The organism is Paenibacillus sp. SAFN-054, assembly GCF_051966755.1.
GTDB lineage: Bacteria > Bacillota > Bacilli > Paenibacillales > Paenibacillaceae > Paenibacillus_AQ.
Genome location: NZ_JBQCKS010000004.1, coordinates 227,146 through 253,516, shown reverse-complemented (window position 1 = coordinate 253,516; position 26,371 = coordinate 227,146). Strand labels below are relative to the sequence as shown.

23 protein-coding genes are annotated in these 26,371 nt (G+C 54.6%); 11 read left to right on the top strand and 12 right to left on the bottom strand.

The window, feature by feature from the left end:
- Window positions 1–21 precede the first annotated feature (21 nt).
- The 5 genes from ACTHPM_RS19865 (at window position 22) to ACTHPM_RS19845 (ending at window position 5,181) form a co-directional block, all read left to right on the top strand.
- Window positions 22–1,071, top strand: coding sequence for a Gfo/Idh/MocA family protein (locus ACTHPM_RS19865; protein WP_440397042.1), 1,050 nt, complete (start codon window positions 22–24; stop codon window positions 1,069–1,071).
- Complete coding sequence (locus tag ACTHPM_RS19860; RefSeq protein WP_440397043.1) at window positions 1,068–2,003, top strand: Gfo/Idh/MocA family protein; 936 nt, start codon at window positions 1,068–1,070, stop codon at window positions 2,001–2,003. The genes ACTHPM_RS19865 and ACTHPM_RS19860 overlap by 4 nt, the downstream gene beginning before the upstream one ends.
- 63 nt (window positions 2,004–2,066) lie before the next feature.
- The gene (locus tag ACTHPM_RS19855) at window positions 2,067–2,948 is read left to right on the top strand and encodes a sugar phosphate isomerase/epimerase family protein (protein ID WP_440397044.1); all 882 of its coding nucleotides are present in this window, start codon (window positions 2,067–2,069) and stop codon (window positions 2,946–2,948) included.
- Window positions 2,949–3,001: 53 nt separating this feature from the next.
- Window positions 3,002–3,790: a glucosamine-6-phosphate deaminase gene (locus ACTHPM_RS19850; RefSeq protein WP_440397045.1), complete on the top strand. Its 789-nt coding sequence runs from the start codon at window positions 3,002–3,004 to the stop codon at window positions 3,788–3,790.
- Between the two features lie 155 nt (window positions 3,791–3,945).
- Window positions 3,946–5,181: an N-acetylglucosamine-6-phosphate deacetylase gene (locus tag ACTHPM_RS19845; protein ID WP_440397046.1), complete on the top strand. Its 1,236-nt coding sequence runs from the start codon at window positions 3,946–3,948 to the stop codon at window positions 5,179–5,181.
- A gap of 90 nt (window positions 5,182–5,271) precedes the next feature.
- Here the strand turns inward: ACTHPM_RS19845 and ACTHPM_RS19840 are convergent, their stop codons facing one another.
- Window positions 5,272–7,539 (bottom strand): helix-turn-helix transcriptional regulator, encoded by a 2,268-nt coding sequence (locus ACTHPM_RS19840; protein WP_440397047.1) that lies wholly within the window; start codon window positions 7,537–7,539, stop codon window positions 5,272–5,274.
- Window positions 7,540–7,876: 337 nt separating this feature from the next.
- Here ACTHPM_RS19840 and ACTHPM_RS19835 point away from each other — a divergent pair, with 337 nt between their 5' ends.
- From ACTHPM_RS19835 to ACTHPM_RS19825, 3 genes are all read left to right on the top strand, one after another.
- The gene (locus ACTHPM_RS19835; protein ID WP_440397295.1) at window positions 7,877–8,773 is read left to right on the top strand and encodes an ABC transporter permease; all 897 of its coding nucleotides are present in this window, start codon (window positions 7,877–7,879) and stop codon (window positions 8,771–8,773) included.
- Complete coding sequence (locus ACTHPM_RS19830; RefSeq protein WP_440397048.1) at window positions 8,767–9,651, top strand: carbohydrate ABC transporter permease; 885 nt, start codon at window positions 8,767–8,769, stop codon at window positions 9,649–9,651. Before ACTHPM_RS19835 ends, ACTHPM_RS19830 begins: the two co-directional genes overlap by 7 nt.
- 75 nt (window positions 9,652–9,726) lie before the next feature.
- Window positions 9,727–11,289: an extracellular solute-binding protein gene (locus ACTHPM_RS19825; RefSeq protein ID WP_440397049.1), complete on the top strand. Its 1,563-nt coding sequence runs from the start codon at window positions 9,727–9,729 to the stop codon at window positions 11,287–11,289.
- 113 nt (window positions 11,290–11,402) lie between these two features.
- On the opposite strand, the gene ACTHPM_RS19820 is transcribed toward ACTHPM_RS19825, so the two are convergent.
- The 3 genes from ACTHPM_RS19820 to ACTHPM_RS19810 all read right to left on the bottom strand — a co-directional run bounded on the left by ACTHPM_RS19820 (window position 11,403) and on the right by ACTHPM_RS19810 (window position 15,194).
- Window positions 11,403–12,650, bottom strand: coding sequence for a peptidase (locus tag ACTHPM_RS19820; protein WP_440397050.1), 1,248 nt, complete (start codon window positions 12,648–12,650; stop codon window positions 11,403–11,405).
- Between the two features lie 164 nt (window positions 12,651–12,814).
- On the bottom strand, window positions 12,815–14,053 hold the full coding sequence (locus ACTHPM_RS19815; RefSeq protein ID WP_440421641.1) for an MFS transporter: 1,239 nt from the start codon (window positions 14,051–14,053) through the stop codon (window positions 12,815–12,817).
- Between the two features lie 106 nt (window positions 14,054–14,159).
- On the bottom strand, window positions 14,160–15,194 hold the full coding sequence (locus ACTHPM_RS19810) for an ArsR/SmtB family transcription factor (protein ID WP_440397052.1): 1,035 nt from the start codon (window positions 15,192–15,194) through the stop codon (window positions 14,160–14,162).
- 195 nt (window positions 15,195–15,389) lie between these two features.
- Between ACTHPM_RS19810 and ACTHPM_RS19805 the strand changes: the two genes are divergently transcribed.
- Window positions 15,390–15,848, top strand: a complete 459-nt coding sequence (locus ACTHPM_RS19805) for a GlcG/HbpS family heme-binding protein (RefSeq protein WP_440397296.1) — start codon at window positions 15,390–15,392, stop codon at window positions 15,846–15,848.
- A 91-nt stretch (window positions 15,849–15,939) separates the two neighbouring features.
- Here ACTHPM_RS19805 and ACTHPM_RS19800 read toward each other — a convergent pair whose 3' ends face one another.
- From ACTHPM_RS19800 to ACTHPM_RS19770, 7 genes are all read right to left on the bottom strand, one after another.
- Window positions 15,940–17,169 (bottom strand): aminopeptidase, encoded by a 1,230-nt coding sequence (locus ACTHPM_RS19800; protein ID WP_440397053.1) that lies wholly within the window; start codon window positions 17,167–17,169, stop codon window positions 15,940–15,942.
- Between the two features lie 248 nt (window positions 17,170–17,417).
- Window positions 17,418–18,068: an amino acid ABC transporter permease gene (locus ACTHPM_RS19795; protein ID WP_440397054.1), complete on the bottom strand. Its 651-nt coding sequence runs from the start codon at window positions 18,066–18,068 to the stop codon at window positions 17,418–17,420.
- A gap of 41 nt (window positions 18,069–18,109) precedes the next feature.
- A complete protein-coding gene (locus tag ACTHPM_RS19790; RefSeq protein ID WP_440397055.1) occupies window positions 18,110–18,775 on the bottom strand; it encodes an amino acid ABC transporter permease in 666 nt (221 codons plus the stop codon).
- A gap of 93 nt (window positions 18,776–18,868) precedes the next feature.
- Window positions 18,869–19,669, bottom strand: a complete 801-nt coding sequence (locus tag ACTHPM_RS19785) for an ABC transporter substrate-binding protein (RefSeq protein WP_440397056.1) — start codon at window positions 19,667–19,669, stop codon at window positions 18,869–18,871.
- A 43-nt stretch (window positions 19,670–19,712) separates the two neighbouring features.
- Complete coding sequence (locus ACTHPM_RS19780) at window positions 19,713–20,441, bottom strand: amino acid ABC transporter ATP-binding protein (RefSeq protein ID WP_440397057.1); 729 nt, start codon at window positions 20,439–20,441, stop codon at window positions 19,713–19,715.
- Window positions 20,442–20,634: 193 nt separating this feature from the next.
- Entirely contained in the window at window positions 20,635–21,321 is a 687-nt protein-coding gene (locus ACTHPM_RS19775) for a YcnI family copper-binding membrane protein (protein ID WP_440397297.1), read from the bottom strand.
- Between the two features lie 97 nt (window positions 21,322–21,418).
- Window positions 21,419–23,092, bottom strand: a complete 1,674-nt coding sequence (locus ACTHPM_RS19770; RefSeq protein WP_440397058.1) for a copper resistance protein CopC — start codon at window positions 23,090–23,092, stop codon at window positions 21,419–21,421.
- Between the two features lie 304 nt (window positions 23,093–23,396).
- Here ACTHPM_RS19770 and ACTHPM_RS19765 point away from each other — a divergent pair, with 304 nt between their 5' ends.
- Both ACTHPM_RS19765 and ACTHPM_RS19760 read left to right on the top strand, forming a co-directional pair.
- Entirely contained in the window at window positions 23,397–23,771 is a 375-nt protein-coding gene (locus ACTHPM_RS19765; protein WP_440397059.1) for a TIGR02328 family protein, read from the top strand.
- A gap of 226 nt (window positions 23,772–23,997) precedes the next feature.
- Entirely contained in the window at window positions 23,998–24,165 is a 168-nt protein-coding gene (locus ACTHPM_RS19760; RefSeq protein WP_440397060.1) for a hypothetical protein, read from the top strand.
- Between the two features lie 92 nt (window positions 24,166–24,257).
- On the opposite strand, the gene ACTHPM_RS19755 is transcribed toward ACTHPM_RS19760, so the two are convergent.
- Window positions 24,258–26,114, bottom strand: coding sequence for a bifunctional diguanylate cyclase/phosphohydrolase (locus tag ACTHPM_RS19755; RefSeq protein WP_440397061.1), 1,857 nt, complete (start codon window positions 26,112–26,114; stop codon window positions 24,258–24,260).
- Window positions 26,115–26,371: the final 257 nt, after the last annotated feature.

Sequence of the window (26,371 nt, the reverse complement as noted above, 5' to 3'; positions counted from 1 at the left end):
CTCACCGATAAGGAGGTTGCAATGACGAATACAATGCGTTTTGCCATTGTCGGCGCGGGTGTCATTTCCCCGCTCCATGCACGTGCGATTCTGGCCCATCCGGAAGCGGAACTGACGGCGATTGTTGACGAGGTACCGGAGAAGGCCGAAGCCTTAGCCAAGGAGTTTGGATCTCCGCCCACCTTTACTACGCTGGAGCAAATGCTGAAGGAGGCGGAAGTGGATGCGGTTTGCGTGTGCGTGCCGAGCGGGCTGCACCGGAACGTTACGGTGGCTTCTGCCAGAGCAGGAAAGCATGTGCTCTGCGAAAAGCCGCTGGGCATTACGGCTGAGGATATGGATGTAATGATCGAGGCGTGCCGGACGCACGGCGTGAAGCTGGCCACCGTGTTCCAGAAACGGACGACGGAATTAGCGCTCCTGACCAAAAAGGCGGTGGATGAAGGCAAGCTCGGCCGCCTGGTGCTGGGTGACGCCTACCTGAAATACTACCGCAGCCGCGAATATTACAAGAGCGCCGGTTGGCGCGGAACGTGGGCGCTTGACGGCGGCGGGGCGCTGATGAACCAAGGGGTCCACGGCGTGGATATTGTTCGCTGGCTGATGGGCGACGTCGAGAGCGTGTTTGCTTATGCCTCCCCGCTGATTCATGACATTGAGGTGGAGGACACGGCCGTTGCGGTCGTCAAATATGCCAACGGTGCTTACGGCGTCATTCAGGGCACGACGACGGTCAATCCGGGCCAGGAGGCTCGCTTTGAAATTCATGGCGAGCACGGGTCCATCATCTACGGAGACAGCGGGTTCAAAGTATGGAAGACGCTGGATGGAGATGTAGCTCCGGGCAGCGGGCTTGGCGGGAAAGCTGACGGTACCGATGATCCGCACGCCATTTCGGCAGACGGACACTATATATTGGTGGATGACCTGATCCGGGCGGCAAGGGAGAACCGCGAGCCGCTGATCTCGGGCGAAGAGGCGCGCAAATCGGTCGACCTGATTTTGGCCATTTACGAATCGGCCCGAACCGGAAAGGAAGTTCGGCTGAATGCGGGAGGCGTGAAGCGATGAGAGCCAAGAAGCTGAATATCGGCATGATCGGCCTGGATACGTCGCATGCCCCCTTGTTCGCGGAGATGCTCAATCGAACCGCTCACCCGTTTCATGTTCCCGGGGGAACCGTCACGACTGCTTTCCCCGGAGGTTCGCCGGATTTTCCGCTGAGCATCAGCAGGGTTCCGGATTATACGGCCCGAATTCGCGATGAATATGACGTACGGATGGTTGATCGCGTGGAGGACGTCGCGGAAACGGTTGATGCGATCATGCTTTTGACCGTGGACGGCAGGCTGCATGTGGAGCAGTTTGGAGCGGTGGCTCCCTACGGAAAGCCGGTATTCATCGATAAACCGTTTGCGCTCAGCAGCCGGGATGCCATGACCATCGCCCGCATCGCGGAACAGCATCAGGTGCCGCTTATGAGCTGCTCATCGGTCCGATGGGCCGAGAATTTGGCTGCTGCCACTGCAAAGGGAGAGCAGGGAGAAGTCATTGGAGCGGATTGCAGCGGCCCGATGGAACTGCAGCCGACGCAGCCGGGATTCTACTGGTATGGCATCCATATGGCCGATATGCTGTATCGCTGCATGGGCCCAGGCTGCGTGGAGGTGAAGGTCACGACCAGCGAGGAGCATGATCTGGCCGTTGGCCGGTGGTCCGATGGCCGGATCGGCACGATCCGCGGAAACCGCAAGGGCAACAAGCGCTTCGGAGCCTTGCTCCATCGTGAAGGTGGGACGGATTTCGTGGATATCTATGCGAATGAGAAGCCGTATTACGCCAGCATGCTAGAGGCGGTAATGCGCATGTTTCAAACGAAGGTGGTACCCATCGAGGTGAGCGAGACAATAGAGGTGATCGCCTTTCTGGAAGCGGCGAATGAGAGCAGAAGGACGGGGGAGCCTGTCATGCTGAAGCTTCCGGCGTCAGGGGAAGCCCGTTAAAGATGAGGTTGGAATTATTCGATATGGCTGCGCGGAGCAGCGGCGAAGGAGGCGCATCATGCCATGGCAGACTTCAAACTGGGTGTGATCACAGATGAAATTTCGCAAAACGTCGAGGAAGCGATCCGGATGGCCAAGGCGTACGGCCTTGAAGGATTGGAGCTGCGGTCGGTGGACGGCAAGCAGCTGCATCGCCTCAGCGACCAGAGGGTGGAAGAAATCGGCTCCATGATCCATGCCGCTGGGCTGCAGGTCTGCGCGTTATCCACGCCGGTGTTCAAATGCAATCTGAAGAACAAAGAGGAGGTTGCCGCGCATCATCGCATGCTCCGCAGATATGCGGAGCTGGCCCGGCGCCTGGAGGCCCCGTTCATCCGGGGGTTCAGCTTCTGGGCCGACGGCGATATGGATGCGGCATCCCCGGCGATTGTCCGGGAACTGCAGCAAGCTGTGCCCGTATTGGAACAATTCGGAGTGAAGTTCATCCTGGAGGCAGATCCCTCGGTATTCGCTACCAATGGGGCCAAGGTGGCCGCGCTATTGCGCTCCGTGTCGTCTCCATGGATTCAGGCTCTGTACGATCCCGGCAACTGTCTGTGGGATCCGGATCGAGAAACCCCGTATCCGGACAGCTATGCGGCGCTTCAAGGCTATATCCGTCATATTCATCTCAAGGATGCTATATGTAGAGAGGATCAGACGGAGGCGGTAGCCATCGGCAAGGGCGAAGTGGATTACGCGGGCCTGCTGGCAAGGCTGAAGGCGGACCGTTATGACGGCTGGCTTGTCGTCGAGACGCATTACCGGCTCGCTTCCTTACTGACAGAAGAGCAGCTGAAGCGTCCGGCAGGTTATGCGTTCTCTGAAGGCGGGGAGGAAGCAACAAGGCAGTGCCTGGACAGTCTTCTCGATTTGATGAAAGAACACCGGCAGAAGATTTATTAATATCCTGTTCCTTTCAACTAGAGGAGGGATTTGGTAAGGGAGGATTGCTTAGAATGAGAGCTCCGTCACCCGAAAGACAGTGGATGAAAGATCGGCTGCTGACGCGGCAGTACGCCAGCAGGGACGAGATGGGAAGGGCTGCCGCTTTGGAAACGGCGGCGGCCATGAGAGAGATATTGCATGCGCAGGGGACGGTCCGGATGGTGTTCGCCGCAGCGCCTTCCCAGCATGAGTTTCTCCGGGATCTGGCGGAAGAAGAGAACATCGACTGGAAGCGGGTCACGGTTTTTCACATGGACGAATATATCGGGCTGGAACCGCATGCGCCGCAGCGCTTCAGCCATTTTCTGAACCAAAGCTTATTCAGCCGGGTGAAGCCCGGCGCGGTGCACTTGATCGACGGCTCCGCCGACCCGGAGCAGGAATGCGAGCGATATGCCGCACTGCTGCGGGAGGCGCCGGTCGACATTGTCTGTCTCGGCATCGGCGAAAACGGCCATATTGCCTTTAATGACCCGCCCGTTGCCGACTTTCAAGATCCGTATGCGATGAAATGCGTTGAGCTGGACCTCCTATGCCGGCAGCAGCAGGTTCATGACGGATGCTTCGAGCGTCTGATCGATGTACCAAAGCAGGCGCTCACCCTGACGATCCCGGCGCTGCTGTCTGCCGCCAGACTGTTCTGCATCGTACCCGGCGCGTCCAAGCGGAATGCGGTCCGGGATGCGCTTGAAGGGCCGGTATCCACGGCATGCCCGGCTTCCATCCTCAGAACGCATGCGGACTGCCGGTTGTATCTGGACCGGGATTCGTGCCCTCAGGATACGGGTGTGAACAGGTAAAGCCGAATCCAGGAACCCGCGCAGAAGGCATGCAGGCCAACTGGCCGCCAGCCGCAGCGGCGAGGGTCTTACGTTCCTTGAGGGAGAACTCTGTTTGGCAATCGTACCGCTCGATCGGTCACCGATCAGCAGGAATGACAAGGGGGCGGGATATGATGGATTCACAAATCAGTGATCAGCCGTCCGGTTTTACGCTGCGAGGAAGGCATTACCGGACAGGCGAGGCCATAGTGCTGAGGATCGACGGAGCCGTCATTACGGCTTGCAGCCCGTTAACGTCGGCAGCTCCTTGGAACCCAGAGGATGTTGAGGAGCTTCCATGGATCGCTCCGGGTCTTGTGGATCTGCAGATTAACGGATACGGCGGACTGGACATGAACGCTCCCGATCTGGCGGAAGAAGACGTCATCGCGCTTGTCGAGCGTCTGTGGACGGAGGGAATTACCTCGTTCTATCCCACGATTATTACAGGCCATGACGCATCGATAACCCATGGCCTGGAAACGATCCATAGGGCATGCCTCCGCCTCGAACAAGAGCACGGCCACGGCGCGGATGGGGCGCATAGCATTGCGGGCATCCATGTGGAGGGTCCATTCATCTCTCCGGAGGACGGTCCGCGCGGCGCTCATAACCGGACATATGTCCGAGCTCCGGATCCGGAACGATTCGCAGCATGGCAGCAGGCCTCGGGGGGCCGGATTCGGATCGTGACGCTGTCTCCGGAGTGGCCGGGAAGCGAAGACTTCATTGCCCGCTGCACGGCCGAAGGCGTAACGGTGGCCATCGGACATACCTCAGCCGCCGGCGACCAGATTGAACGGGCAGCAGCGTCTGGAGCGTGTTTGTCCACACATCTCGGCAACGGCGCCCATCCGGTGCTTCCGCGGCATCCCCATTACATCTGGGATCAGCTGGCCGAGGACCGGCTGTGGGCCAGCGTGATCGCGGACGGCTTCCATCTTCCGGACGCCTTCCTGAAGGTGGCCCGCAAGGCGAAGGGCGACAAGCTGATCCTCGTCAGCGATACCGTAAGCCTTGGCGGCATGCCGCCGGGATCCTATGTCGCTCCCGTCGGCGGCCGTGTCACGCTGAGCGGGCAGGGGCGGCTGCATCTGACCGATCAGCCGGAACTTCTGGCAGGATCGGCCCTGCCGCTTGCCTCCGGCATCGGGCATATGGTATCCGCCCGCATCTGCAGCCTTAGGGAAGCATGGGATATGGCTTCCACGGCGCCTTCGCGGCTTATGCAGCTACCCGGCCGGGACGGGCTGCTTCCCGGTGCCCCGGCAGACATCGCGGTTTTTACGTTCATAGACGGGCAGATCCGTGTGGAAGAGACGTATAAACGGGGAAGAAGAAGATATGCCAGGCTGGACCTGCAGGCGTGAATGTATCGGTGGTTGAACCAAAGAGGGACTGTCCCGTGTGCACATGGCCCGGGAACAGTCCCCTTTTGCGTTCATCCCTTCACGCAGCGCTCAGGAAGCATACTTCTTCCGGAATTCGCCCGGTGTCATACCCGCGTGTCGTTTGAACATGCGAATGAAAGAATTGACGTTCAGATATCCGACCCGGACGGCGACGTCCTGAATGCGCAGATCCAGATTTTGCAGCAGGTCTTTGGCCGTGCGGATGCGAAGGTCATTCAGGTAGTCGCTGAAATTTTGTCCGGTCTTCTCCTTGAAATACGTGGACAGGTATCCGGAGGTAATGTTCAGCTTATCGGCCATCATGTCGAGATTGATATCCTCATTCAGATGATCATTGATGTAAGTCATGACGAAGGAAGTGATGGGATCATGATTCTCCGTTTTGCGCCGAATCAGCTGCAGCGCGGGATTCAGCAGCTCCCGGAACCAGGCCTCATACTGGGCCCCGCTGTAGAAATTGCGGGTCCTGTCGAGCGCTTGCGCCTGAGCGGCGTGATAGGCGGCGGTTAAATTAAGGGTGCGCAGCAGTTTGTCGAGCTCATCGGCCACGTCCTTGGCGAAATGGCGGTACTCGAGAGCAGGGGCCTGTTTCTTTTCAAGCGCGGCGAGGCTTTTCAGGATCCATTCCTGCATGCTGTCCTCGCTTCCGCTAAGCAGCCTGTTGTGGAATTCCTGTTCCCACAGCGTCTTGAAGCAGCGGGCTTCCCTGCCATGTCCCGCGTCCTCCTGACGAATCCACTGCGTCTGATCCAGGAGCCTGCGCTGCTTCAGCATGCCGGATACCTTGGCATACGTGCCCGTAAAGGCAGTTCCCGCCGGCTGCACCGGACTGCTGGCCATCGTCACGAGATAAGCGCTCTGGTCCGCACCGAATACGTCCTGCAGATGGTGAAGCCTTGAAGCGGTTTCATTAGATTCATCCGGCAGGAACACGATCGACAGCACCTGGTGCGGCTCGGTCTGAATCGTTACCGATTCGGGATAGGCCTGCTGCCAGACCAGATCGATATACTCCCGCAGATAGTAACTCCCCTTTTCCGGTTCCAGCTGATACTGCGCATATCCGTCCTTGAATATGATTTGATACACGATCATGACGTACGGCCTGCTGGCATCGGCAAGATCCCTGAGCTCGCTGAGGTTCATATGGATATTTTTCAACCGGTTCGTATAAGCGTAATGACGGAGCATGGAATTTTTGCGGGCCAGATCATGAGAGATCCGCTGATGGGTTGAGCGCATGTGCTGGACTCGCCGGCTGATCAGCTCGATTTCCCGGACAGGCCCTGCAGCATGCTCGGGTTCGTCTTTCCGGAGGGTGTCGACCATAAGGCGGATCGGCCGATGGACCCGGCGGCTGAACAAGAACGTGAGGACGATCAGAAGGCCGACGATGCCGAGGAGCGAGAGCAGAATCAGGTTAAGGTTCAGGAGCTGCGCCGAAATGCTCTGGACCGGAACTTTGCTGATGTAGGTGAACCCGGTCTCCGTCCCTTTTTTATAGAAATAGTAAAAGTCTCCGGTCTGCACGAACGAGTGCCGGTCATCGAGCGATTCGAACGCAGGCAGGGATTCGGCATCCGGTGCGTGCCTGGGCTCATAGAGCGGGTGTCCGTCCGCATCCAGGATATAAAAGTCTCCGTTCATGGCGGATTGCAGGTTGCCGGCTAAACGATCCGTGTTCAGCATGGCGATCAGGTACATGTCCTTATACGGCATCATCTTGATGACGATGGGCAGAAGCGTTCCTTTCGAACGTGAGGCTCCCAGCGTGTTCTCAGCGAATTCTGCGGCAGGAAAGACGCGAAAGGCATAGGCTTCGCCAAACTGCTTATCCCAAAAAGCCAGCGGATAGGACGGACTGCTGTAGTAGGTGCCGAACATCGATTTTGCGCTGCTTGTCCCGTCCTTCTCGACGACATAGGCGTCCTTCTGAAAGTGAATCATGAGATTGTCCATACCCAGAAAGGGGTTTGTGAACAGTCTTTTCATCTCCCCGATCACATCATTGACGTAGCCGTAAGCCTGATTGTCCTTCACCTGCCGCAGCTGATTGACGTATGTCGTCCACAGCGGATCCTGATTCAGACCGAGCACCATCTCCCGGGTCAGCCGGAACTGGTTTTCGTAGCCCCGTGCGGCGTGGTTCATGCCGAGTTCATTGTACTTGACGATTTCGCTGTGGATCTGCTGCTTCAAATAGAAGAAGGAAACGAGGTTAAACGCGGCGAGCATGAGGATGACGGCGAGAAAACCGGAAAGCAGCTTGGTGAACAGCGTATGAAAGCCCAGCTTTTCCTTCAAAATGATCGACATTCGGGTGGACACCTCCATATTCTGTTGGTCGGTTACCGATGACGGCAGCGTCTTGCCTCAGAGTGACTATATCATAAGGTTTATTTTCGCGTTCACACAATATTCACCTTTTCAGGATTCTCTACAACCTTTCCACTCACCCGAAAAAAAGGGGATGGCGCCGCAAACATGCCGATTTATTTATCACGGAAGGATCCGGTATGCTTTCGGTACAGGTAAGGCCATTCAGAACGACAAGGGAGGTGCGGAAGTGAAAGTGAAACCGGCGGATACGGAATTGGCGGACGCCGGGGTGATCCTGAGAACGCCTCGGCGTGCGCGGCTTGGCAGGGGGCAGATGGCACGGGCCTTTCGGCGAAGCAAATATTTGTGGCTGCTGTTTCTGCCCTGCCTGCTTTATTATTTGATTTTCAAATACGCTCCCATGTTCGGACTGGTCATCACGTTCAAGAACTATAATGTATTCAAGGGAATCTGGGCGAGCGATTGGGTCGGCCTGAAGTACTACCGCATGTTTTTCGGCAATCCGGATTTCTGGATCCTGATGCGCAACACGTTTCTGCTCGGGCTTTACAAGCTGCTCTTCGGGTTTCCGGCGCCGATTATTCTCGCACTGCTCATGAACGAGGTGAGAAACGCCGTATTCAAGCGATGGGTACAGACCTTCAGCTACCTGCCGCATTTTATTTCCAACGTTATCGTCGCCAGCATGGTCATCATGTTCCTGTCCCCGACGGGAGGCATCATCAACCAGCTGATTACGGCGTTTGGAGGCAAACCGGTCAATTTCATGATGGAACCCGGACTGTTCCGGCCCATCTATGTCATTTCGGAAATATGGCAGCACATCGGCTGGGAGACGATCATTTTCCTGGCGGCACTGACGGCGGTGGATCCGCAGCTGTACGAAGCGGCCGGCATCGATGGAGCCGGAAGGTGGAGGAAGCTCTGGCATGTCACGCTGCCCGGGATTGCGCCGACGATCATGATCATACTGATCCTTGATATCGGCAAGGTGCTGGAGATCGGCTTCGAAAAAGTATTCCTGATGTACAATCCGGCCGTATACAGCACTGCCGACATTATAAGCACCTATGTGTACCGGGTCGGCATGGAGCAGGGCAACTTCAGCTATGCATCCGCGATCGATCTGTTCATGGGCATCATCAGCTTTATATTCATATTCTCGGCGAATACGATCAGCCGACGGTTAGGGGGAACGAGCCTATGGTGACCACAGGCCGCAGGCGCAGCCGCATCAGCCTGTTCACGGTAATCAATACGTTCATCATGCTGCTGGTTGCCGCCGTCATGCTGTATCCGTTCGTGTATATGCTCGCCGTATCGCTCAGCGGAGACGTGTATGTGATGAAGGGAGAAGTGACGCTGTGGCCGAAGGGCTTCAACCTGCGGATGTATGAACTGGTGCTGGGCGATCCGAAAATATGGAGCTCTTACCGGAACACCATCGTCTACACGCTGCTGGGCACGGCCATCGCGATGCTGATCACGTCGATGGGAGCTTACGCGCTGTCGCGCAAAGACATGATGTTTCATAAAGGATTTACGTTGATGATCGTGTTCACGATGTTCTTCGGCGGAGGCATGATTCCGACGTTCCTGATTGTCCGTTCGCTCGGACTGGTGGACACGATCTGGGGCATGGTTCTGCCGGGCGCGGTCAGCACCTGGAACCTCATCCTGATGCGCACCTTTTTCAGCGGGATTCCGAAAGAACTGGAGGAATCGGGACGGATGGACGGACTGAATGACATCGGGATCTTTTTCCGGATCATCGTGCCGCTGTCGAAGCCTGTCTTTGCAACGATCTCTTTATTTTATGCCGTCGGCATCTGGAACAACTTTCTCTACCCGCTTCTCTATTTGCGGAGCCAGGAGTTGTTTCCGCTGCAGGTTCTCCTGCGCAACCTGGTTCTTGCCGGCAGCGTCAGCTCCGGACAGGTGACCCAGATCGGCGGGGATAACCTGGTCGTGGAGGACTCGCTCAAGTACGCTACGATCATGGTCTCCACGCTGCCGATTTTAATACTATATCCTTTCGTGCAGAAGTACTTCGTCAAGGGCTCCATGATCGGCGCGGTAAAGGGATAGGGAATATGATCGTTTGCTGCACTTGCCAATCATTCGTTGTGGAATCGAATCAGGAAATCAAAGGGGGATGTACACATGGGGAAAACAAGGTCGTATACAAGATTGCTCGCGGCGCTGCTCGTCGCATTCGCGGTAGCGGGCTGCTCGGCAGGCGCGGATAAACCGGCGGCTTCCACGCCGCCCAAAGGCGAGGCGAACACCGGTACCACGGCGCCGGCCGAGGTGACTCTAACGGCGCTGCTCGATAACAATGCCACGTTTCCATACAGCAAGGAGTGGCCGGTCTGGAGCTGGATCAAGGATCAAACCGGCGTGTCGCTGAACGTGGAGACGCCGTCCGGCAAGCTGAGCGATACGCTCAATCTGGTCATGGCCTCGGGGAATTTGCCCGATCTGATGTACATGTCCGGACGCCGCGATTCCAACAAGTACGGGGATCAGGGGGCTTTGGAGAACATCCTTGACCATGTTGACCAGATGCCGAATCTGAAGGCTTGGATGGAACAGTACCCGGAGGAAGCCAAAGCTGCGCTCTCCGCGGACGGTAAAATGTATATGTTCCCGAATCAGGGCTTTGGGGAAACAAACCGCATGATCTGGCTGTATCGCGAGGATATTTTTAAGAAAAATAACCTCGCCGCTCCCAAAACCTACGAAGAGCTGCATCAGGTGCTGAAGAAGCTGAAAGCACTGTATCCGGACAGCTACCCGCTCTCCATGCGCTTCGGCCAAATTCCCGATGAAATGATGGCTAACCTGACGACCAACTTTGCTAGCGGAAGTGACGTCTACTATAACTTCGACGAGAAGAAATGGAAGTTCGGGCCGACGGAGGACAACTACAAGGCCATGGTCTCCATGTGGCATACCTTCTACAAGGAAGGGCTCATCCCGCCGGATTTCCTGTCGATTCAAACCAAGCAGTGGCAGGACGTGATGTCGACCGGACAATCGTTTATTACGATCGACTATATCAGCCGTGTAGACTTTTTCAATAATGCCATGCAAAAGGATAACCCGGAATACAGCCTGCAGTTCATGGCTCCTCCGGCCGGACTGGACGGCATGAAGCCGCAGAACCCGTATTTTCACTACCTGGAAGGCGGCTTGACGGTCGCTTCGACCTCCAAGCATAAGGATGACGTCATGAAGTATATGGATTTCTTCTACAGCGAGGAAGGACGGACGCTCAGCAGCTGGGGCAAGGAAGGTGAAACGTACACCGAGGAGAGCGGGCAGAAGAAGTTCAAGCCCGAATTCACGGACGTCACGGAGATGCGTAAGCAGACCGGTTTGCAGACGAGCGGGACATATACATGGATCGATTATGACGCGCACTTGTCTCTGTTCTCGCCGGATCTGAAGAAGGCCTACGAGGAAGCAGCCAAATACGATCCGCCGGCCATGCAGCCGAAGCCTGCCTTTACGGATGCGGAGAATGAAGTGCTGTCGGTAACGGGGCAGGCGGTGAAGAAGTACAGGGAAGAGAACTTCTCCAAGTTCGTGCTGGGTACGAGAAACTTGAGCGAATGGGATAAATACGTGGAGGAGATCAACGGCCTTGGCGTGCAGAAGCTGATCGACACCTATGAAGCCGCGCAAAAGCGAGTAGAGCAGGCAAAGCTGGAAAACAAATAGGTTTACGAATACAAGGCTAACCAAGTCATGCTTAAAAAAGCAACCCGGCGATCCATGCGGATTGGCCGGGTTGCTGTGCCTTAAAGTGTTATGGGCGATCCAGCGTTCTTCGCTTATCGGGGCTGGATCGCGTTCTGGATGGAGGTGACAATGACCACTTCGGCATTCGTGATGCCGGGGAGGGATCTGGTCATGATCGGCGAATGGTAAGCGACGATTTTGGTGCCTGCGCGCAGGGCTCCTTCGCCGCCAAGATCATCAATGATCTGCGTGTCTTTGGAGATGTTCAGAATCACGTCGTTGGTCTTCGAGTCGTCCGAGCCTACATTGACATACACTTGATCCTTCGACGTGCTTTCGAAAGATGCGATCGTACCCTCGATCTTGACGGATTCGGCCTTTTTCACCACGAGCTTGTCGGCATGCGTCTGGGCCGGGTAGATCATCGTCATGATGTCGCCGTAAGATACGTCGGCATGAAGTCCGGTTTTCAGCGCGTCCTTGGTGAGCGCGTTTCCGTCTTCATCGACGATTTGCGTTTTGTCGTCCACGGTCAGGATGACGTAGTTTACGCCGCCCTTTTCATGCGGTTTGCCGATGAGCGTGACTTTGCCGCCTTCGGTGCTTGTAATGACACCTTCGGTTCCTGCATGGAGTTCATTTCCCACTTCACCTTCACCTGTTTCATTGCTAGAGTTAACGCGAATGTAGTTCGTCGTCGATTGCGGCGGCAGGCTCATGGCAACGGCTGGGCCGTAAAAGGCCTTTACGCTCATGCCTTCCTTAATAGCGCCTGCTTCGATGGCTTTGCCGTCCTGATCCAGGATGGTAGCCTTTTCGGCAAAATGCAGAATGATCGAATCTTCATTGCCGTTATACAGATCTTTGCCTTTGACGAGGATGCTGCCGTCCCGTACTTCGGAAACGGTGCCGTCGATGGCGGTAAAGCTGTGATCCTGAACGACCAGCGTCAGCGCGGTGCCGCGCGCCGGCAGGCTTTTGGTGATGTTCGGGCTGTAAAAGGCTTTGACGACCCTTTTCTCATCCATGATCGTTTTCAACGCTACGGTTTTGCCCTTGGCATCAACGATTTTCGTTTTCGGCGTGATGCCCAGAACGATCTCGCTTTGGTCTGATGGAGCCAATCCGCGGCCGGTAACGGTAATGAATTTGCCTGTATGGTCGTTCACGAAGTCCGTGATTTGGCCCATGGTTCCGGGAACTGCTTTAACTTGGTTTTGAATGATTCCTTGTCCGTTATGCGCGGCTGCGGCCGGAACGTCCTGCGCGCTTGCCGCGACCGGCATGGCCGCCATGGCCATCAGGGATGCTGTAGCTAACACTTTGTACATTTTCTTCATCTGTCATTCCTCCTGTATCTTGCAGCTTGTACGAACGGTTAGAGTTGTTGCAGGCCAAGCATGTCAGGGTTCAAATGCTTGACCTTCATGGTCCTAGACGCGGAGGCTGTGCAATATGTTGCACAAATGTTCCAGATCGTTTGCCTTGCTGGCAGGGCTTTCCTTTATCCATGGTCGGATGCTGCCGGTGGAACGGCAGTTTTAGATCGAAAGATATGTTCCTTGAAAGGACGCAGCAGCGACAAACCTGACAGAAGAACGATGAATCCCGATGTCGCCAATAAAGCCTGCGGGGGCAAATGAGTCATGAGGATGGAGCCGGTTAGAATGCCCAAGGGAACGGTGCAGGTGTTTAGCATCGATGTAAAGCTCATCACCCGGCCCAATTTTGATTTATCGACAATTTGCTGCATCGAGGTACCGATGCCGACGCTCGCCAGGCAGATGCCGAATCCGAGCATCCCGGCTAAAATAATCATGGAGGCGTAAGTGAATGACAAACCGCCAATAATCAGTGCCGTTCCTTCGATGGAAAGGCCGACGACAGCGAGGAGGATTTGATTCTTGAATCTGCCGCTCGCCATGATGGCGCTGCCGAGCAGCGCCCCGATCGAAATGGACGTTTCGATCCAGCCGAGACCTTTCGGGCCGACATGCAGAACCTGATTGCAGATGAACGAAAAGTATATGTTTAGCGGAGCGAGGAAGAAGTTGATGATGACACCGCCTACCAGTATGAGCATAAGGAGGCGCCGCAAGCGAAAAGTATAGTGAAGCCCCTCTGTAAACCGCCGGAAATAACCTTCCGGCCTGTTGGGTTCTTCCGTACTTGGTATGGATAAAAAGGCAGAGAAAACAGCTGCCGTCATGAATGAGATCCCGTTGATGGCAAACAGGGCCGATATCGGGATAAAAGCAATCAGCATACCGCCGAGAGCCGGCCCGGCGATGTTCGATATCTGGCGAATGAGCTCAAAGGAAGCATTCGCTTTGGATAGCTGCTCGGACGTAACCACCAGCGGAATGGAAGAAGAGAGCGCAGGAGAGAAGAAGGCTTTCATTGCCGAGACAAGCACAAGACAAAGGTTGATGGCAAGCATGGAGACACGGTCATTCAGCGTGAGGGTCATTAGAACGAACATGAGCACACCGCTGCAAACATCCGTCAAGAGCAGTATTTTCTTCTTGTGATGGCCGTCGGCCAGAACACCGGCCCACGGCATGATTACGATGGAGGGCAGCGTCATGCATATGACGCTGAGTCCAAGCGATAACGGTGACCCGGTCCGATCAATGATATACCACATCAAGGCGATGGAGTAGAGGCGGTCCCCCAGGATGGAAATCCCTTGGCCGCCCGTAAGCAACAGGAACATTCGGTTTTTGAATAAGGGAAAGTGCATTGCAATCAACTCCTATATTAATAAAATGTATTATTTTATATAGATCGAATGTCATTTCGGAAAATAAGGCCTTTGAAGAAAGGCCCATGGCGGTCGATGCGTCTTCTTAATCCTGCTCAATTAGGGTAACTTTGATCTGCTCCAGCAGCTTTTCGATTTCCTGGGACTGTACCTCATAATAAACGCGGTTTTCTTTCCGGGATGCCCGGACCAACCCGATTGAAGCCAGCGATGAAAGATGATGGGATACCGTCGAGCTCGAAAGATCCAGCAGCTGGGCAAGCTCGTAGCCGTATAACGGACTTTGCTGCAAAAGCCGTATAATATGTATCCTTTTTTCATCAGATAAGATCTTAAAGGCGTTGATTACCCTGCCCTTGTCGACGGCAAGCTCTGATTTAAGCTGGAACTGCTTGGTCCCGTACAAAAAAATAAGCGAGCTTTCGGATTCCGAGTTCATGGAGCAGTCATAATAAAAAATCGAAGGGGAGATGACGATTTCCTCCAGAGAGTCCGTGGAAGTCTGTCCTGACAGCAGCTGTGTCAGCCCCTTCTCTCCGTGTTCATCAATAAAGGATTTCATCTGCTCCATGCTTTCCTGCTGCTGGACGGCCAACTCTTCCAGTTCACTTTTTAAGTAGGCATAGAATTGTTTCAGCATCCGTATCAGACGTTGTTTCGTTTCTTCCGGGTGCAAATAAAGATAGGTGATTTTCCACTTCTCAGACTGCGGCCAGCGGCTCGAATCGATGAATTGCGTAACCTCCGGGAGCAGGTGAATATCGGGTCTCAGGTTCCCTCCGTAACCGGATTGCAAAAAATAGGAGAGAAGCGTCAGCCCGGACTCCTGTTCCAGCGTCTCCAAAAATGGATCGATATGTTCGAACACCCGTTTATCCCACGCATATCGAATCAGCGTCAGCCCGAAAAAGCTTTCGGGATCAAAAAATACTGCGAGCTCCTCGGTCAATTCCCTCGGCAAAGCCGCACGCTTCTGCTCTACCCAATGCGTCAATTCCAGCGGCTTGCCCGCGACTTCCCTGGACTTATTGGATAAGAGCGACTCGTGGGCGTGTATCCGGAACATGGCTGCGATCAGCTCGAATACGGGTGAGGTGACGTAAGTTATTGAAGAAGGCATATTTTGGGCATCCTCCATTCCTTAAATGTGATGGATTAACCATACAGCAATATTCGATACATATCAATAGTGTTATTTCATAAATATAAAATATTGTGTTAAATGACCAATGATCCGCATTTTATTCATTCGCCTCTTACACAATCATGCGAAGATGCCCATATAGTGGATTAACATAGGCGGAGGTGTAGATAGATCATGAAATTGACGCTTGAAATCGCGAAGTATTTGTTGGAGGCTGCCGAAAAGAAGGCGAAGGAGATGGGCCTGGCGGAAGATATCGCGATCGTGGACGATGGAGCGAATCTGGTCGCTTTTCACCGGATGGATCATGCAAGGATCGGGGGGATCGACATCGCCCAGAACAAGGCCTGGACCAGCGTGGCACTGCAGATGCCGACATCAAATTTGAGCGAGGCGGCCCAGCCTGGGGGCCCTTCGTTCGGAATTAATACGACCAATCAGGGAAGAGTCGTCATCTTGGGAGGAGGCATTCCGCTGCGTGTCGGCGATGTCATCGTGGGAGGCGTCGGCGTTAGCGGCGGCACAAGCCAGCAGGATATGGAGGTGGCGAATGCGGCGGTGCAGGCGTTTGAAAAGCTGCTGAAGCGCCATGCTTCAAGCGGCATCTCTTACCGGATCGGATCTAACTAAGCCGGAGATGAGAGGGTATACAAAAAGCAATCCATCCGGCCTTGGCAAGGCAGGAAGATTGCTTTTGACGTTCAGTTTGTCCGTTTCGCGCCTAGAATGCCCAATTGCCGCTGCGGAACACCGGTTCAATCAGGCCTTCGGCCGTAATGCCGTCGATATCCATATCTTTCGAACCGATCATGAAATCCACGTGGATGATGCTGCGATTGAGTCCGGCTTGATCCAGCTCTTCACGGGACATCGCGGTGCCGCCCTTCAGGCAGTGCGGAAAAGCTTCGCCCAGCGCAAGATGGTTGGAGGCATTTTCGTCATATAAGGTATTGAAGAAAATCAGGTTCGATTCCGAAATCGGGGAATGATGCGGCACAAGGGCAACTTCGCCCAGATAGCGCGCGGATTCGTCCATGTTCAGCATGGCCTGCAGCGAATCGTATCCTTTTTCGGCCGTGAACCCGGTTACTTTACCGTTCTCGAACGTGAGGCTGAAGTTTTCAATCAGATTGCCCTGATAGCTTAGCGGTTTACTGCTGCAAACCACTCCGTTCGTGCCTTCCCTGCGCGGGGAGGTGAATACCTCCTCGGTCGGAACATTCGGGTTGAAGGGAAGGCCCGCTTCGTTTACCGCCGTACCGCCGTTCCACACATGGTTGTCCGGCAGCTCGACCACAAGGTCCGTTCCCGGCGCCCGGTAATGCAGCTTCTTGTACTGCTTTTCGTTCAGGTAAGCCCTCTTGGCGTGAAGCGTGTCATTGTGCTCATGCCAGGCTTGTACCGGGTTCTCCCGCTCGACGCGGACGGCTTTGAAAATGGCTTCCCAGAGCGCCTCTATAGCCGCATTCGTGTCGAGGTCCGGAAACACAAGCTTGGCCCAGCCTTCCGATGGCGCCCCGATAATCGACCACGTCATCTTGTTGGCGGACATGTATTCCCTCCATTTGGTCAGCGCCGTGCCTGCGGCTTTGGCATTCGCGGAGATCCGTTTCGGATCCACGCCCTTGAGCAGCTCGGGATTGCCTGATTCGATGAACAGAAAAGCTCCGCCGTTCTCGGCAAACTGCTGTACGGCCTGTGCTCTCCACGACGGATATTCTTCGAATGCTTCATCCGGCGCTAGCTGATATTTGATCTGCGTGCTGATCTCATCCTGCCATTCGATATGCACATGTTTGGCTCCGGCATGATAGGCCTGCTTCGAAATCAGACGGACCAATTCGGGTTGGTGGATCGGGGCGTTTATCCATAAGGATTGTCCGGGCTGAAGGTTGACCGCGATCTTGACGGCCAGTTCCGCGTATTGTTCGAGCCGGGTGGCAAAAGACATTTTTAATCTCCTCCTTGATGCTTCAATCAGGATATACCATTTCGTCTTTCATGATGCGTTTCCCTTTTATTCTGCGCAGACTGCGCAAATAGAAATGACTATCGAAGCATGCCGGCCGCTGCTGCCCCAATGAAAAGACATGCGGCCGGGTCCTCTGGATGGACAGCAGGAACGGCCGCATGCTTTTTTCGGAACAATCTAGAAATAAACGGGGCTGGTTTCAACCGGCATTCGGCCTGCTCTTGACTTCAAATCTTTCTCGCTTCCAGCCTGCGGGCAATGATCGATAGGGTATAGTTGACCGCAAAGTACAGCAGCGCCGCCAGAATCAAGGCCGGGATGACGTAATTTGGACTGTGGCCCTGCAGGATCTGCACGTTATGCATGATTTCGGGCAGCGAAATGATGATGGCGAGCGAGGTATCCTTCAGCAGGGAGATGAACTGGCTGACCAGCGGCGGGGCCATGCGGCGCAGCGCCTGCGGCAGAATGATATACCGCATCGTCTGGGCGTATCCGAGACCGGAAGAGCGGGCCGCCTCAATTTGCCCCCGGTCCACCGAGGTGAGGCCGCCCCGCACGATTTCGGAAATCATGGCGCCTTCGAAGAGGGTCAACGCCGCGATGGCCGCCCAAAAAGGCGGAAGCTTGAGCCCAAGCTGGGGAAGCACGATGTACATGAAGTAGATGATCAGCAGCAGGGGAAGGTTCCGGATCAGGTCTATGATGACGGCAAGCAGCCGGTTCAGCAGCGGAACGCGCGTATAACGGAGAATGCCCAGCAGCGTTCCGAGCACAAAGCTGAATAGAATCGAGAGGGCCGCTACAAGTAGCGTCATGCCGAACCCTTGCAAAATAAAGGAAAGATTGGGCCAGGAATAGGCGCCTGCAAAATCCATGCCTTAAACCTCCTTTCCTCAGATTCTCGCCTGGATGGTGATTAACGGTCTGCGGAGCTAAACCTTCGTTCCATGGCATGCACGGCCATGCTGAGCGGCAGGGTCAGGACCAGATAGAAGAGGGCGACAAGGGTATAGACGGTCAGCGGCAGGAAGGTATCCGCATTGATCAAATCAGCGTAGTACATCAGGTCGAGACCGGCCACGACCGCAAGAATGGACGAGTTTTTGACGAGATTAATGAACTGGTTGCTGATCGAAGGCAGGACGACTTTGATGGCCTGCGGCAGCACGATGCTCCTCATGGTCTGCAGATAGGTCAGCCCCGTGGCGCGGGCAGCCTCTGTCTGGCCGGTGGGCACGGCTTGAATTCCCGCACGGATGCTTTCGGCAATGAAGGAAGCGGTGTACACCATCAGGCCGAGCGTGCCCGAGGTGAAGCCGTCAAGCGGGATGCCCAGCGAAGGAAGACCGAGAAAAAAGAAAAAGACGACGAGCAGCAGCGGAATGTTGCGGATGAATTCCACGTAAGCCGTGCCCAGCCAGTTCAGCGGCTTGACCGGTGATATGCGCATGATGGCGATGATGGTGCCGAGAACGAAGCTGCCGATCAGGGCGATGGCGCTCGCTTCGATCGTGTGCAGGAATCCTTCCAGGAAACGATCCCAGTGATCGAACAGGATCCGGATATCGAACGTCTCACTCACGCGGTGTCTCTCCTTTCAGGGAGATAGGCTGTTGGCTGAAGAGAAGGGGAGAAGAGGGGTTAACCGCTCCTGCCCTTTCCTATCCGGGAACCGTTATTCCGGTTTCACGCCCATCCACTGCTCGTATAATTTGTCGTACTCGCCGCTTTCCTTCATCTCTTTGAGCAGGTCGTTCACGACCTGGACGAATTCCGAATCGCCTTTTTTGATCGCGATGCCGTAAGGCTCATCGGTGAAGTTGCCCCCGACTACGACATAATTCGGATCCTGCTTCTGCATGCCGAGCAGAATGGCGTTATCGGTCGTCAGCGCGTCTCCCTGCCCGGCTTTCAGCGCGGTAAAGGCGTCCTGATAGTTTTCGAACTCCAGCACGGTGGCGTCCGGCGCCTTTTCGCGGATGTTCTTCGCGGAGGTGGAGCCTTTTGCCGTCAATACTTTGACGCCTTTTTTGATATCGTCCAGCCCTTGGATCGGGCTTCCCTTCTTCACGAGCAGGGACTGTCCGGCTTTGAAATACACATCGCTGAAGTCGACCTGCTCTTTACGTTCCTCCGTGATCGTCATGGTGGCGATGATCAGGTCGATGTCCCCGTTTTGGAGCAGCGGAATCCGGGTCTTGGAGGTCACCTCTTTCAGCTCGACCTTGCTTTCGTCGCCGAAGATCTTTTTGGCGAGCGCCTTGGCAATATCGATATCGAATCCTTCGATTTTGCCGGAAGACGGGTCCTTCAGGCCGAACAGCTTCGTGTCGTATTTGACACCGGCAATGACTTTGCCGCGTTCCTTGATCGCTTCGAGCGTCCCTCCCTTTTCCTTTTTGCCCCCGCATCCGGCGAACACCAGACAGACTGCCAGCAAAATGAGCAAAGCACCAAGCCTTGAACGTTTATTCATCTTTTGTACCCCTTTCCGTATGTAGAATGTCCCCTTACGCTTCTTAATGTTTGATCAGGCGGCTGAGAAACAGGCGTGCACGCTCCTCGCGCGGCTCCTTGAAGAACGCGGATGCCGTCGCCTCCTCGACGATTTGCCCGTTGTCCATGAACACGATCCGGTCTGCGGCTTCGCGGGCGAATCCCATCTCATGCGTGACGATCACCATCGTCATGCCTTCGTGGGCGAGAGCGCGCATGACGTCCAGCACCTCGCCGATCATTTCCGGATCGAGGGCGGAGGTGGGCTCGTCAAAGAGCATGATCCTCGGCTGCATGGCGAGCCCCCTCGCAATGGCTACCCGCTGCTGCTGTCCGCCTGAGAGCTGCGAAGGATATTGCTGCGCCTTGTCGGCAATGCCGACACGCTTCAAATACGAGAGTGCTCGTTCCTCGGCCTCCTGCTTGCTGAGTCCCAGTACCTTGATGGGGGCCAGCGTAATATTGTCGATCACCTTTTTATGGGGATAAAGGTTGAAATGCTGGAATACGATGCCGATATCGCGGCGGAAGCGGTTAATGTCCACTTTCTTGCCATGAAGCGGCGTTTCATTGACGATCAGCTCGCCGGAGGATATCGACTCCAGCCGGTTGATGCAGCGGAGCAGCGTGCTCTTTCCGGAGCCGGAAGGACCGATGATGACGACAACCTCGCCTTCCTCGATCCGGAGATGAATATCGCGGAGAACTTCAAAACTGCCAAAAGCTTTGCTTACCCCCTTGAATTCAATCATGTGGATGACCTCCCTTCGTAAGAGATTCTGACAGGCTGTTTACACCTTGGACGCTGCATACATTTTTAAAATATATTGCAGGACGCATCCCATCATGCTTGATTTGTCATCGGATGTGAGTGTTTTGTCCGTGATGAATAGACATGAAAAAGCCCGTGCCTGGACCAGGCACGGGCTTGAACGACCTTGAATATCAATGCTTTTTCTTGGAAAAAACGGTGATCAAAGAAATAATGGACAGGACTAAAGCGGCAATGGATACGACGAGCGTTGCTGTCTGTACGCCACTGGTGGACGAGTTGTCTGCTGCAGCAGGCGCTGATTCGGCAGTGCCTGACTCGCTGCCCGCCTGCCCCTTGGCCTGCTCACCGGCAGCCGCGTCATGGCTGTGGCCGGATTCTGCCGGAGCCTGCCCCTCAGCCGTCGTAATCTTCGTGATCGAATGGGGGGCATCCGAGCCCTCGTCACCGGTCCATTCAACAATGCTGCCATCCTTGTAATACTGGAACGCATCCCAGGCAACGTCCATATCTTTCTCGGGATTATGGGCGACGAAGTTGAACATTTGGAACTGCCCTGCATTGATGCCGGCACCCGTCGCATCCCACGTAATGCTGCTGATTTTGCCGGCGCTGTCCTTTTCGGTCGTGATTTTCCAGTCCGGAGTCGGCTGATACTGCATGAGCTCGACCCCCTCAGGGACTTTCAGCGTGACTTTCGTCGTCGCAATCTCCTTCTCGGACGGGATCTTAATGGTATAGGTTTCCCAGGCACCGGGCTGGGATGTTGCCGGCTTCACGCTCACGTGCGCGCTGGCGATGCCCGAGAACAGCAGCAAACCTGCCGCCGCGAATGGGATAAGCTTCGTTATTTTCATCATTTTGTTCAATGTGTTTTCTCTCCTTTAGTATCGAATCATTCATCGATTCTGTATGCTCAATGCTTTGAATTTTTAATAAAATTCAATATTTATGCCATTAATGGTTGCCGACATGAATGACGATATCGGTATCCCACGACTCGAGCTTGTCGGTCAGCACATGCACCTGAACGTTCCACTTGCCCGCCATGCTGATCAGGCCCTGTGCCTTGAAGCCTTCCGCCTTTCCTCCCGGCATGACGATTTCGTATTTGCCCATATCCATGTCGAGGCTGGTCAAGGTGAGCTTGATTTGCTGAATGCCCTGGACCGGTTTTCCGTCCTTATCCTGAACAATCACTTCAAAATCGTTCACGCCCGTCACGTTGGGGGTAACGTGAAGCGAAATAGTCCGGTTATTCTCAAGCGCCTGCTTCACGTGTAGCGGACCGGGCGAAGCCATGGCCGTAGGCATGTTGGTGAGCACAGCTGCGAGAACGAGGGCCGCGATACCCGCCGTGAGCTCGATCCATACGCCGGCGCCAAGCTGATGCTCCGCACGCTTTCCGCGCATCAGGTTCCAGGCGGCGAGTATGAGCATGATCAGAAGCAGCGCGCTTTTGGCAAGCAGTACTTTGCCGTACGACGTATGCAGCAGGGCATACCAGGTAGGCACGTACTGCAGGCTCGCATAGATGCCGCTGATCAGAATCAAGGCGACCAAACCGGTACCCCACAGGCTGAACCGCCGGATGACGGCAAAATAGCCCTGTTTTCTGTCTGCCGGTGCCGCAGGCAGCGAAGCCTCTTTCGGTAGAAGCAAAGCAAAAGCAAGAAGACTGCCAAGCCAAAGCGATGCGGCGCCAAGATGGAGAAAATTCATGGCGATGCCCAATGCTTGGTGCTCGGAAGCGGCCGCATGGCCAATAAAGGACTTCGCCAGCAGCATGCCAAGAAGGAGCAGAAAAGCGACGGTACCCGCGATGTACGCGTTGTCCTTATCCTTGATTCTCGGCAAGGCGACGGCCAATCCGAATATGGCTATCAGCAGCAGGAGCTGCACGAGCCAGACCTCGCCGAAGGTGGTGATGCGAAGCATCTTGAGAAGCAGCGACGGATTGGACCCTACGCCGCTCCAGCCGACCCCCGCATCGATCCCGGTCTGCAGCGGCAGGCTGAGCAGGAAGCTGACTGCAAGCACGGACAGACTGACCCACATCAGCCTGATGCTCCGGGGTGACCATCCTGGACGGCTTCCGGTCCCTGCGGGCAGCAGAAACAGCTGGAAGCCGAAGATGCCCGCAAGGCAAGCGAGACTGGTATAGAGCAGTGACCGGATGATCACCAGATCGGCGCCCGGTAGCCCTGGGGAGGCGATGGTCGTGGTGTGGCCTGCGCTGCCGCCTTCCCCGATTTGAAAAGAGTAGGTGCCTTCGACCGGATGGCCGTCGGCGGATACGATTTTCCACTGGACGGCATAGACGCCGGCCGGCAGAGCTGGCTCCAGGTCGGCTTCGAGCACGGCATTTTCCCCGTCCGGAATTCGGCTTTCGCCGACACTCACCGTTTTTCCGGCCGAATCGGTCACCTTTATCGAATGGAAGGCCTTCTGGAGCGGTTCGTTGAAATAAATGACCGTTTGGGCCGGCGGCTTCGCGAGCACTTCATTTTCGGCTGGGGTGGCTTTAACGATATAGGCATGGGCTGATACCAAGCCCGGGTAGAGCAGCAGGCCGATCAGGAGCATGGCCAGCCAGACCGGAAGAATCCGGATTTTATGATCGTTATTCATTGTTCATCACCTTCTATGGACCTCTTGCAAAATTCATGGAGCAGTCCGCGTGCTGCTTTTGCAAATTTCCGGAGTTGTTTGATTAAGATGCCCGATATGCAGGCATGGGACGCGGATCAAATTAATAACAGTGTATTGCTTGAGCCCAGAAATTATTTTATAGCTGCAGCCCGCAGATGAAAATGACCCGTGTGGGCTATTCGGCGCGGACGGGGTCTGTCCGGCAGGGGCGAAGAAGCCCCTCGAATCCGCGATTTTCGGTATAATGGGATAAGGACAATCCAAATCAAAAGGAGCGGATGAGATGCGATTATGGCATGAAGCGTTGATTTCGAAGCTCCCCCGCCCGCAACTGCTGGGACAGCACCGGGAATGCTGCGCGCTGCGCGGCAACGGCTGGGGCAAAAAGCATGCTACCGTGAATTATGTGTTTGAACATAGTCCGATGATGCTTGTGCGGTACCACAGGTTGATCATGGATGAAATGAAGCGTAGAACGTATAATGTCGATCCTTTATGGGTGGAAGCGTCGTACCGGGGCAAAGCTTGCGAACCGTGGCCGGATGAAGAGCTCGCGGCGCTCAATCTCGCGGCGGCCTATCCGGAGCATGACGAGGCTTATTTGCAGGAATGCCTGGATAATTTAGCGGGAAAGGGTCTTTATATCGCCCATATATAAATTGGAATGGTAAATTATAGGTGGCTAATTTGCTGAATAGGGTGGCATACCGGAGGATTCGGGAGGATCTTTTCGACTGGTACCGCTGAATTCCCCTCCTGCAAGCTCAGCTGGGTCAGGGCAGGATCAGGCTTTTTCTGAACATTTTCAATATTTTTCATAACGCTTTATAATGATAAAGAACTTCCCGGTAAGTTCAAAAAACGACCAGGAGTGATTTTATTTTATGAGTCAAGCAGTATTGGAACGCCGCAGCGAGCTGTTGAAGAAGAACATCCAGCAATTGCTCATTCAGGACAACCAACACGGGATCAGCCGCCAGGAAAGCTTGTTCCTGCAGCAAATGATCAAAGAACTGCACCAGACCTCCCATGAAATGAACGGAAATCATTAAGACTTTTATCTTTCAGTAAACTTTTCGATAAGCAATGAGCAGGGGCTGCCCGCAGCAGAGATGTTTCTCGCCGCGGTGCAGCCCCTTTGAATTTATGGACATGCTCCTTGCTGCTCCCCGAGGGAGGGGGCAAGCCCGGATTTGCCCTCGATGTAGGCGATGAACAGCTCGGCCAGCTCCGGATCGAACTGGGTCCCCGAACAAAGGCGGAGCTCGGCGACAGCTTCCTGAACGGATTTGGTGGTCTGGTAAGGCCGCTCCGAAGTCATGGCGTCAAACGAATCAATCACAGTCAGCATGCGGCACAGCATCGGGATTTCCGGCCCTTTGTAGCCGTGAGGATAACCCCTGCCGTCGTACCGTTCATGGTGAAGCTCGATATAAGGGGCCAGAGCTTTGAATTTATCGTTGGTCATGGCCATTTCCTTGCCCCAGTTCACATGTTTTTTCACGGCTTCCCACTCGCCGGGCGTCAGCGTATCCCTTTTATTCAGAATTTCCCAAGGAATCTCAAGCTTACCGATATCATGGATCAGGGCACCCAGAACGAACTGCTTGCGCGCCGCCGCATCAAGCCCGAGCAGGAGACTCATGTCCATGGCATATCGGAACACCCGCTTCGAATGCTTGAACGTATTGATGTCCTTATACAGGAACAGATTGAGCAGCTGCTCGATGTCCCGCACGTCCTGGGCAATTTCGATTTCCTGTTCCATAGGCACCGAGCTGCCGTAAATGTAGGCGGTGTTTTTGCCCTGCTTTTTGGCGTCATACAGCGCTTGATCCGCCTGCAGCACGAGCTGGGCTTTATCGTGGATGTCGATGTGGAAGCTGGATACTCCGGCGGAAAAGGACAGGCAGGCATGAGGTAAGACTTCAACGCCGAGGAACGGGGTATCGTTTACCTTTTTGCGCAGAGCGTTCACGAGCAGCAGCGCTTCATGTTCGTTGTATCCGGGCATCAGCAGCGTAAACTCCTCTCCGCCGTACCGGGAGGCGGTAACGCCGGCCTGAACGGCAACCTCCTGTAAAACGGTACCCAGAAGGGCCAGCAGCTTGTCGCCCTGCAAATGGCCGAAATGGTCGTTATAGCGCTTGAAATCATCGATATCGATCATCGCGAGCGACAAAGGCGTGCCTTCGCTGCGGGCCGTTCGGATTTCTTTTTCGAGAAGGCTTTCAAAATAGCTGTGGTTAAAGAGGCCTGTCCGCTGGTCCCGGATGGCTTTTTCCTGAAGCTGCAGGTACATATCGAACAGCTTTTTGAACAGATGGGACAAAAAGATGCTGATCCCGAGGAACAGAATCAATCCGGTCATGCCGTTGTTTACGATCAGGATGGTCAGCACAAGGGACAGGATCAGGATGCATAGATACACCAGCACGGACTCCTGAAGAAGCCCTTTCAGCTTGCGGTAAATATCGCTTGGGTCCATAAAGTAATAGTAGATGCCGATGCACAAGACGTTCAGGATAAAGTAAATGATCAGGGCGCCTACATAAGAAAGCAGATGAGTGTTCTGAAGCTGCCCGAGGCGGCCTCCGAGTCCATGGAATACAGCGCCCGCCCCGAAAATCATGATGGCATATATCGAAAAGTTGGTAAAATGCTTCCACAAGGATACCTTCCTTTCGAATGCCGTGAAGAGAAGCGAGCTCAGGAGCAGGAGGACAAGGGCCGCAGGCGTACCGAAAATAAAAAGGCAGGCCAGGTAGACCGCCGAATCCATCGACTGCTTGCTGCCTTCAGGCGGGATCCGAAACGTATAAAAGTACAGAATCAGCGAAGCCGCGAACATGGAACCCAGGAGTGCCCACTGCTCGGCTGCATAATGGAAGGACAGTTGTCTCATACTGAACAAAAACAGGATGGTGCCGAGGACGCAAAAGAAGAGGATGTTGATGTTTGGCGGAATCCAGGAATTCGAAATAAGGCGTTTATTTAACATGGCATCCACTCCTGCCGTTTTTTCGTGATGTGTTCTGAACCTGAAGCCTGTACGTAAGATTAAAATAGATGTATGGCGCCTAGGGGCGCTAAATCACTATAAGTGAAACGGTTTCGATCTGCAATATCAAAGTGAACCCATGGCGATAAGGAGATTTATTCGACCTATATTTTTGTATTTCCTTCTGTAGAATTTCATTTTATGAAAAAAACGCGTTCAGTACCGGAGCAGAAGAAAATGTGGTCAAGAGATTTCAG

Bases quoted from the DNA above. Each gene is read 5' to 3' on its own strand.
- ACTHPM_RS19865 (WP_440397042.1), top strand. From the start codon at position 22: ATGACGAATACAATGCGTTTTGCCATTGTCGGCGCGGGTGTCATTTCC.
- ACTHPM_RS19845 (WP_440397046.1), top strand. From the start codon at position 3,946: ATGGATTCACAAATCAGTGATCAGCCGTCCGGTTTTACGCTGCGAGGA.
- ACTHPM_RS19835 (WP_440397295.1), top strand. From the start codon at position 7,877: ATGGCACGGGCCTTTCGGCGAAGCAAATATTTGTGGCTGCTGTTTCTG.
- ACTHPM_RS19800 (WP_440397053.1), bottom strand. From the start codon at position 17,169: ATGTCTTTTGCCACCCGGCTCGAACAATACGCGGAACTGGCCGTCAAG.
- ACTHPM_RS19765 (WP_440397059.1), top strand. From the start codon at position 23,397: ATGCGATTATGGCATGAAGCGTTGATTTCGAAGCTCCCCCGCCCGCAA.
- ACTHPM_RS19770 (WP_440397058.1), bottom strand. From the start codon at position 23,092: ATGAATAACGATCATAAAATCCGGATTCTTCCGGTCTGGCTGGCCATG.
- ACTHPM_RS19755 (WP_440397061.1), bottom strand. From the start codon at position 26,114: ATGTTAAATAAACGCCTTATTTCGAATTCCTGGATTCCGCCAAACATC.
- ACTHPM_RS19810 (WP_440397052.1), bottom strand. From the start codon at position 15,194: ATGCCTTCTTCAATAACTTACGTCACCTCACCCGTATTCGAGCTGATC.
- ACTHPM_RS19820 (WP_440397050.1), bottom strand. From the start codon at position 12,650: ATGAAGAAAATGTACAAAGTGTTAGCTACAGCATCCCTGATGGCCATG.
- ACTHPM_RS19815 (WP_440421641.1), bottom strand. From the start codon at position 14,053: ATGCACTTTCCCTTATTCAAAAACCGAATGTTCCTGTTGCTTACGGGC.
- ACTHPM_RS19795 (WP_440397054.1), bottom strand. From the start codon at position 18,068: ATGGATTTTGCAGGCGCCTATTCCTGGCCCAATCTTTCCTTTATTTTG.
- ACTHPM_RS19760 (WP_440397060.1), top strand. From the start codon at position 23,998: ATGAGTCAAGCAGTATTGGAACGCCGCAGCGAGCTGTTGAAGAAGAAC.
- ACTHPM_RS19780 (WP_440397057.1), bottom strand. From the start codon at position 20,441: ATGATTGAATTCAAGGGGGTAAGCAAAGCTTTTGGCAGTTTTGAAGTT.
- ACTHPM_RS19825 (WP_440397049.1), top strand. From the start codon at position 9,727: ATGGGGAAAACAAGGTCGTATACAAGATTGCTCGCGGCGCTGCTCGTC.
- ACTHPM_RS19850 (WP_440397045.1), top strand. From the start codon at position 3,002: ATGAGAGCTCCGTCACCCGAAAGACAGTGGATGAAAGATCGGCTGCTG.
- ACTHPM_RS19860 (WP_440397043.1), top strand. From the start codon at position 1,068: ATGAGAGCCAAGAAGCTGAATATCGGCATGATCGGCCTGGATACGTCG.
- ACTHPM_RS19855 (WP_440397044.1), top strand. From the start codon at position 2,067: ATGGCAGACTTCAAACTGGGTGTGATCACAGATGAAATTTCGCAAAAC.
- ACTHPM_RS19840 (WP_440397047.1), bottom strand. From the start codon at position 7,539: ATGTCGATCATTTTGAAGGAAAAGCTGGGCTTTCATACGCTGTTCACC.
- ACTHPM_RS19775 (WP_440397297.1), bottom strand. From the start codon at position 21,321: ATGATGAAAATAACGAAGCTTATCCCATTCGCGGCGGCAGGTTTGCTG.
- ACTHPM_RS19785 (WP_440397056.1), bottom strand. From the start codon at position 19,669: ATGAATAAACGTTCAAGGCTTGGTGCTTTGCTCATTTTGCTGGCAGTC.
- ACTHPM_RS19830 (WP_440397048.1), top strand. From the start codon at position 8,767: ATGGTGACCACAGGCCGCAGGCGCAGCCGCATCAGCCTGTTCACGGTA.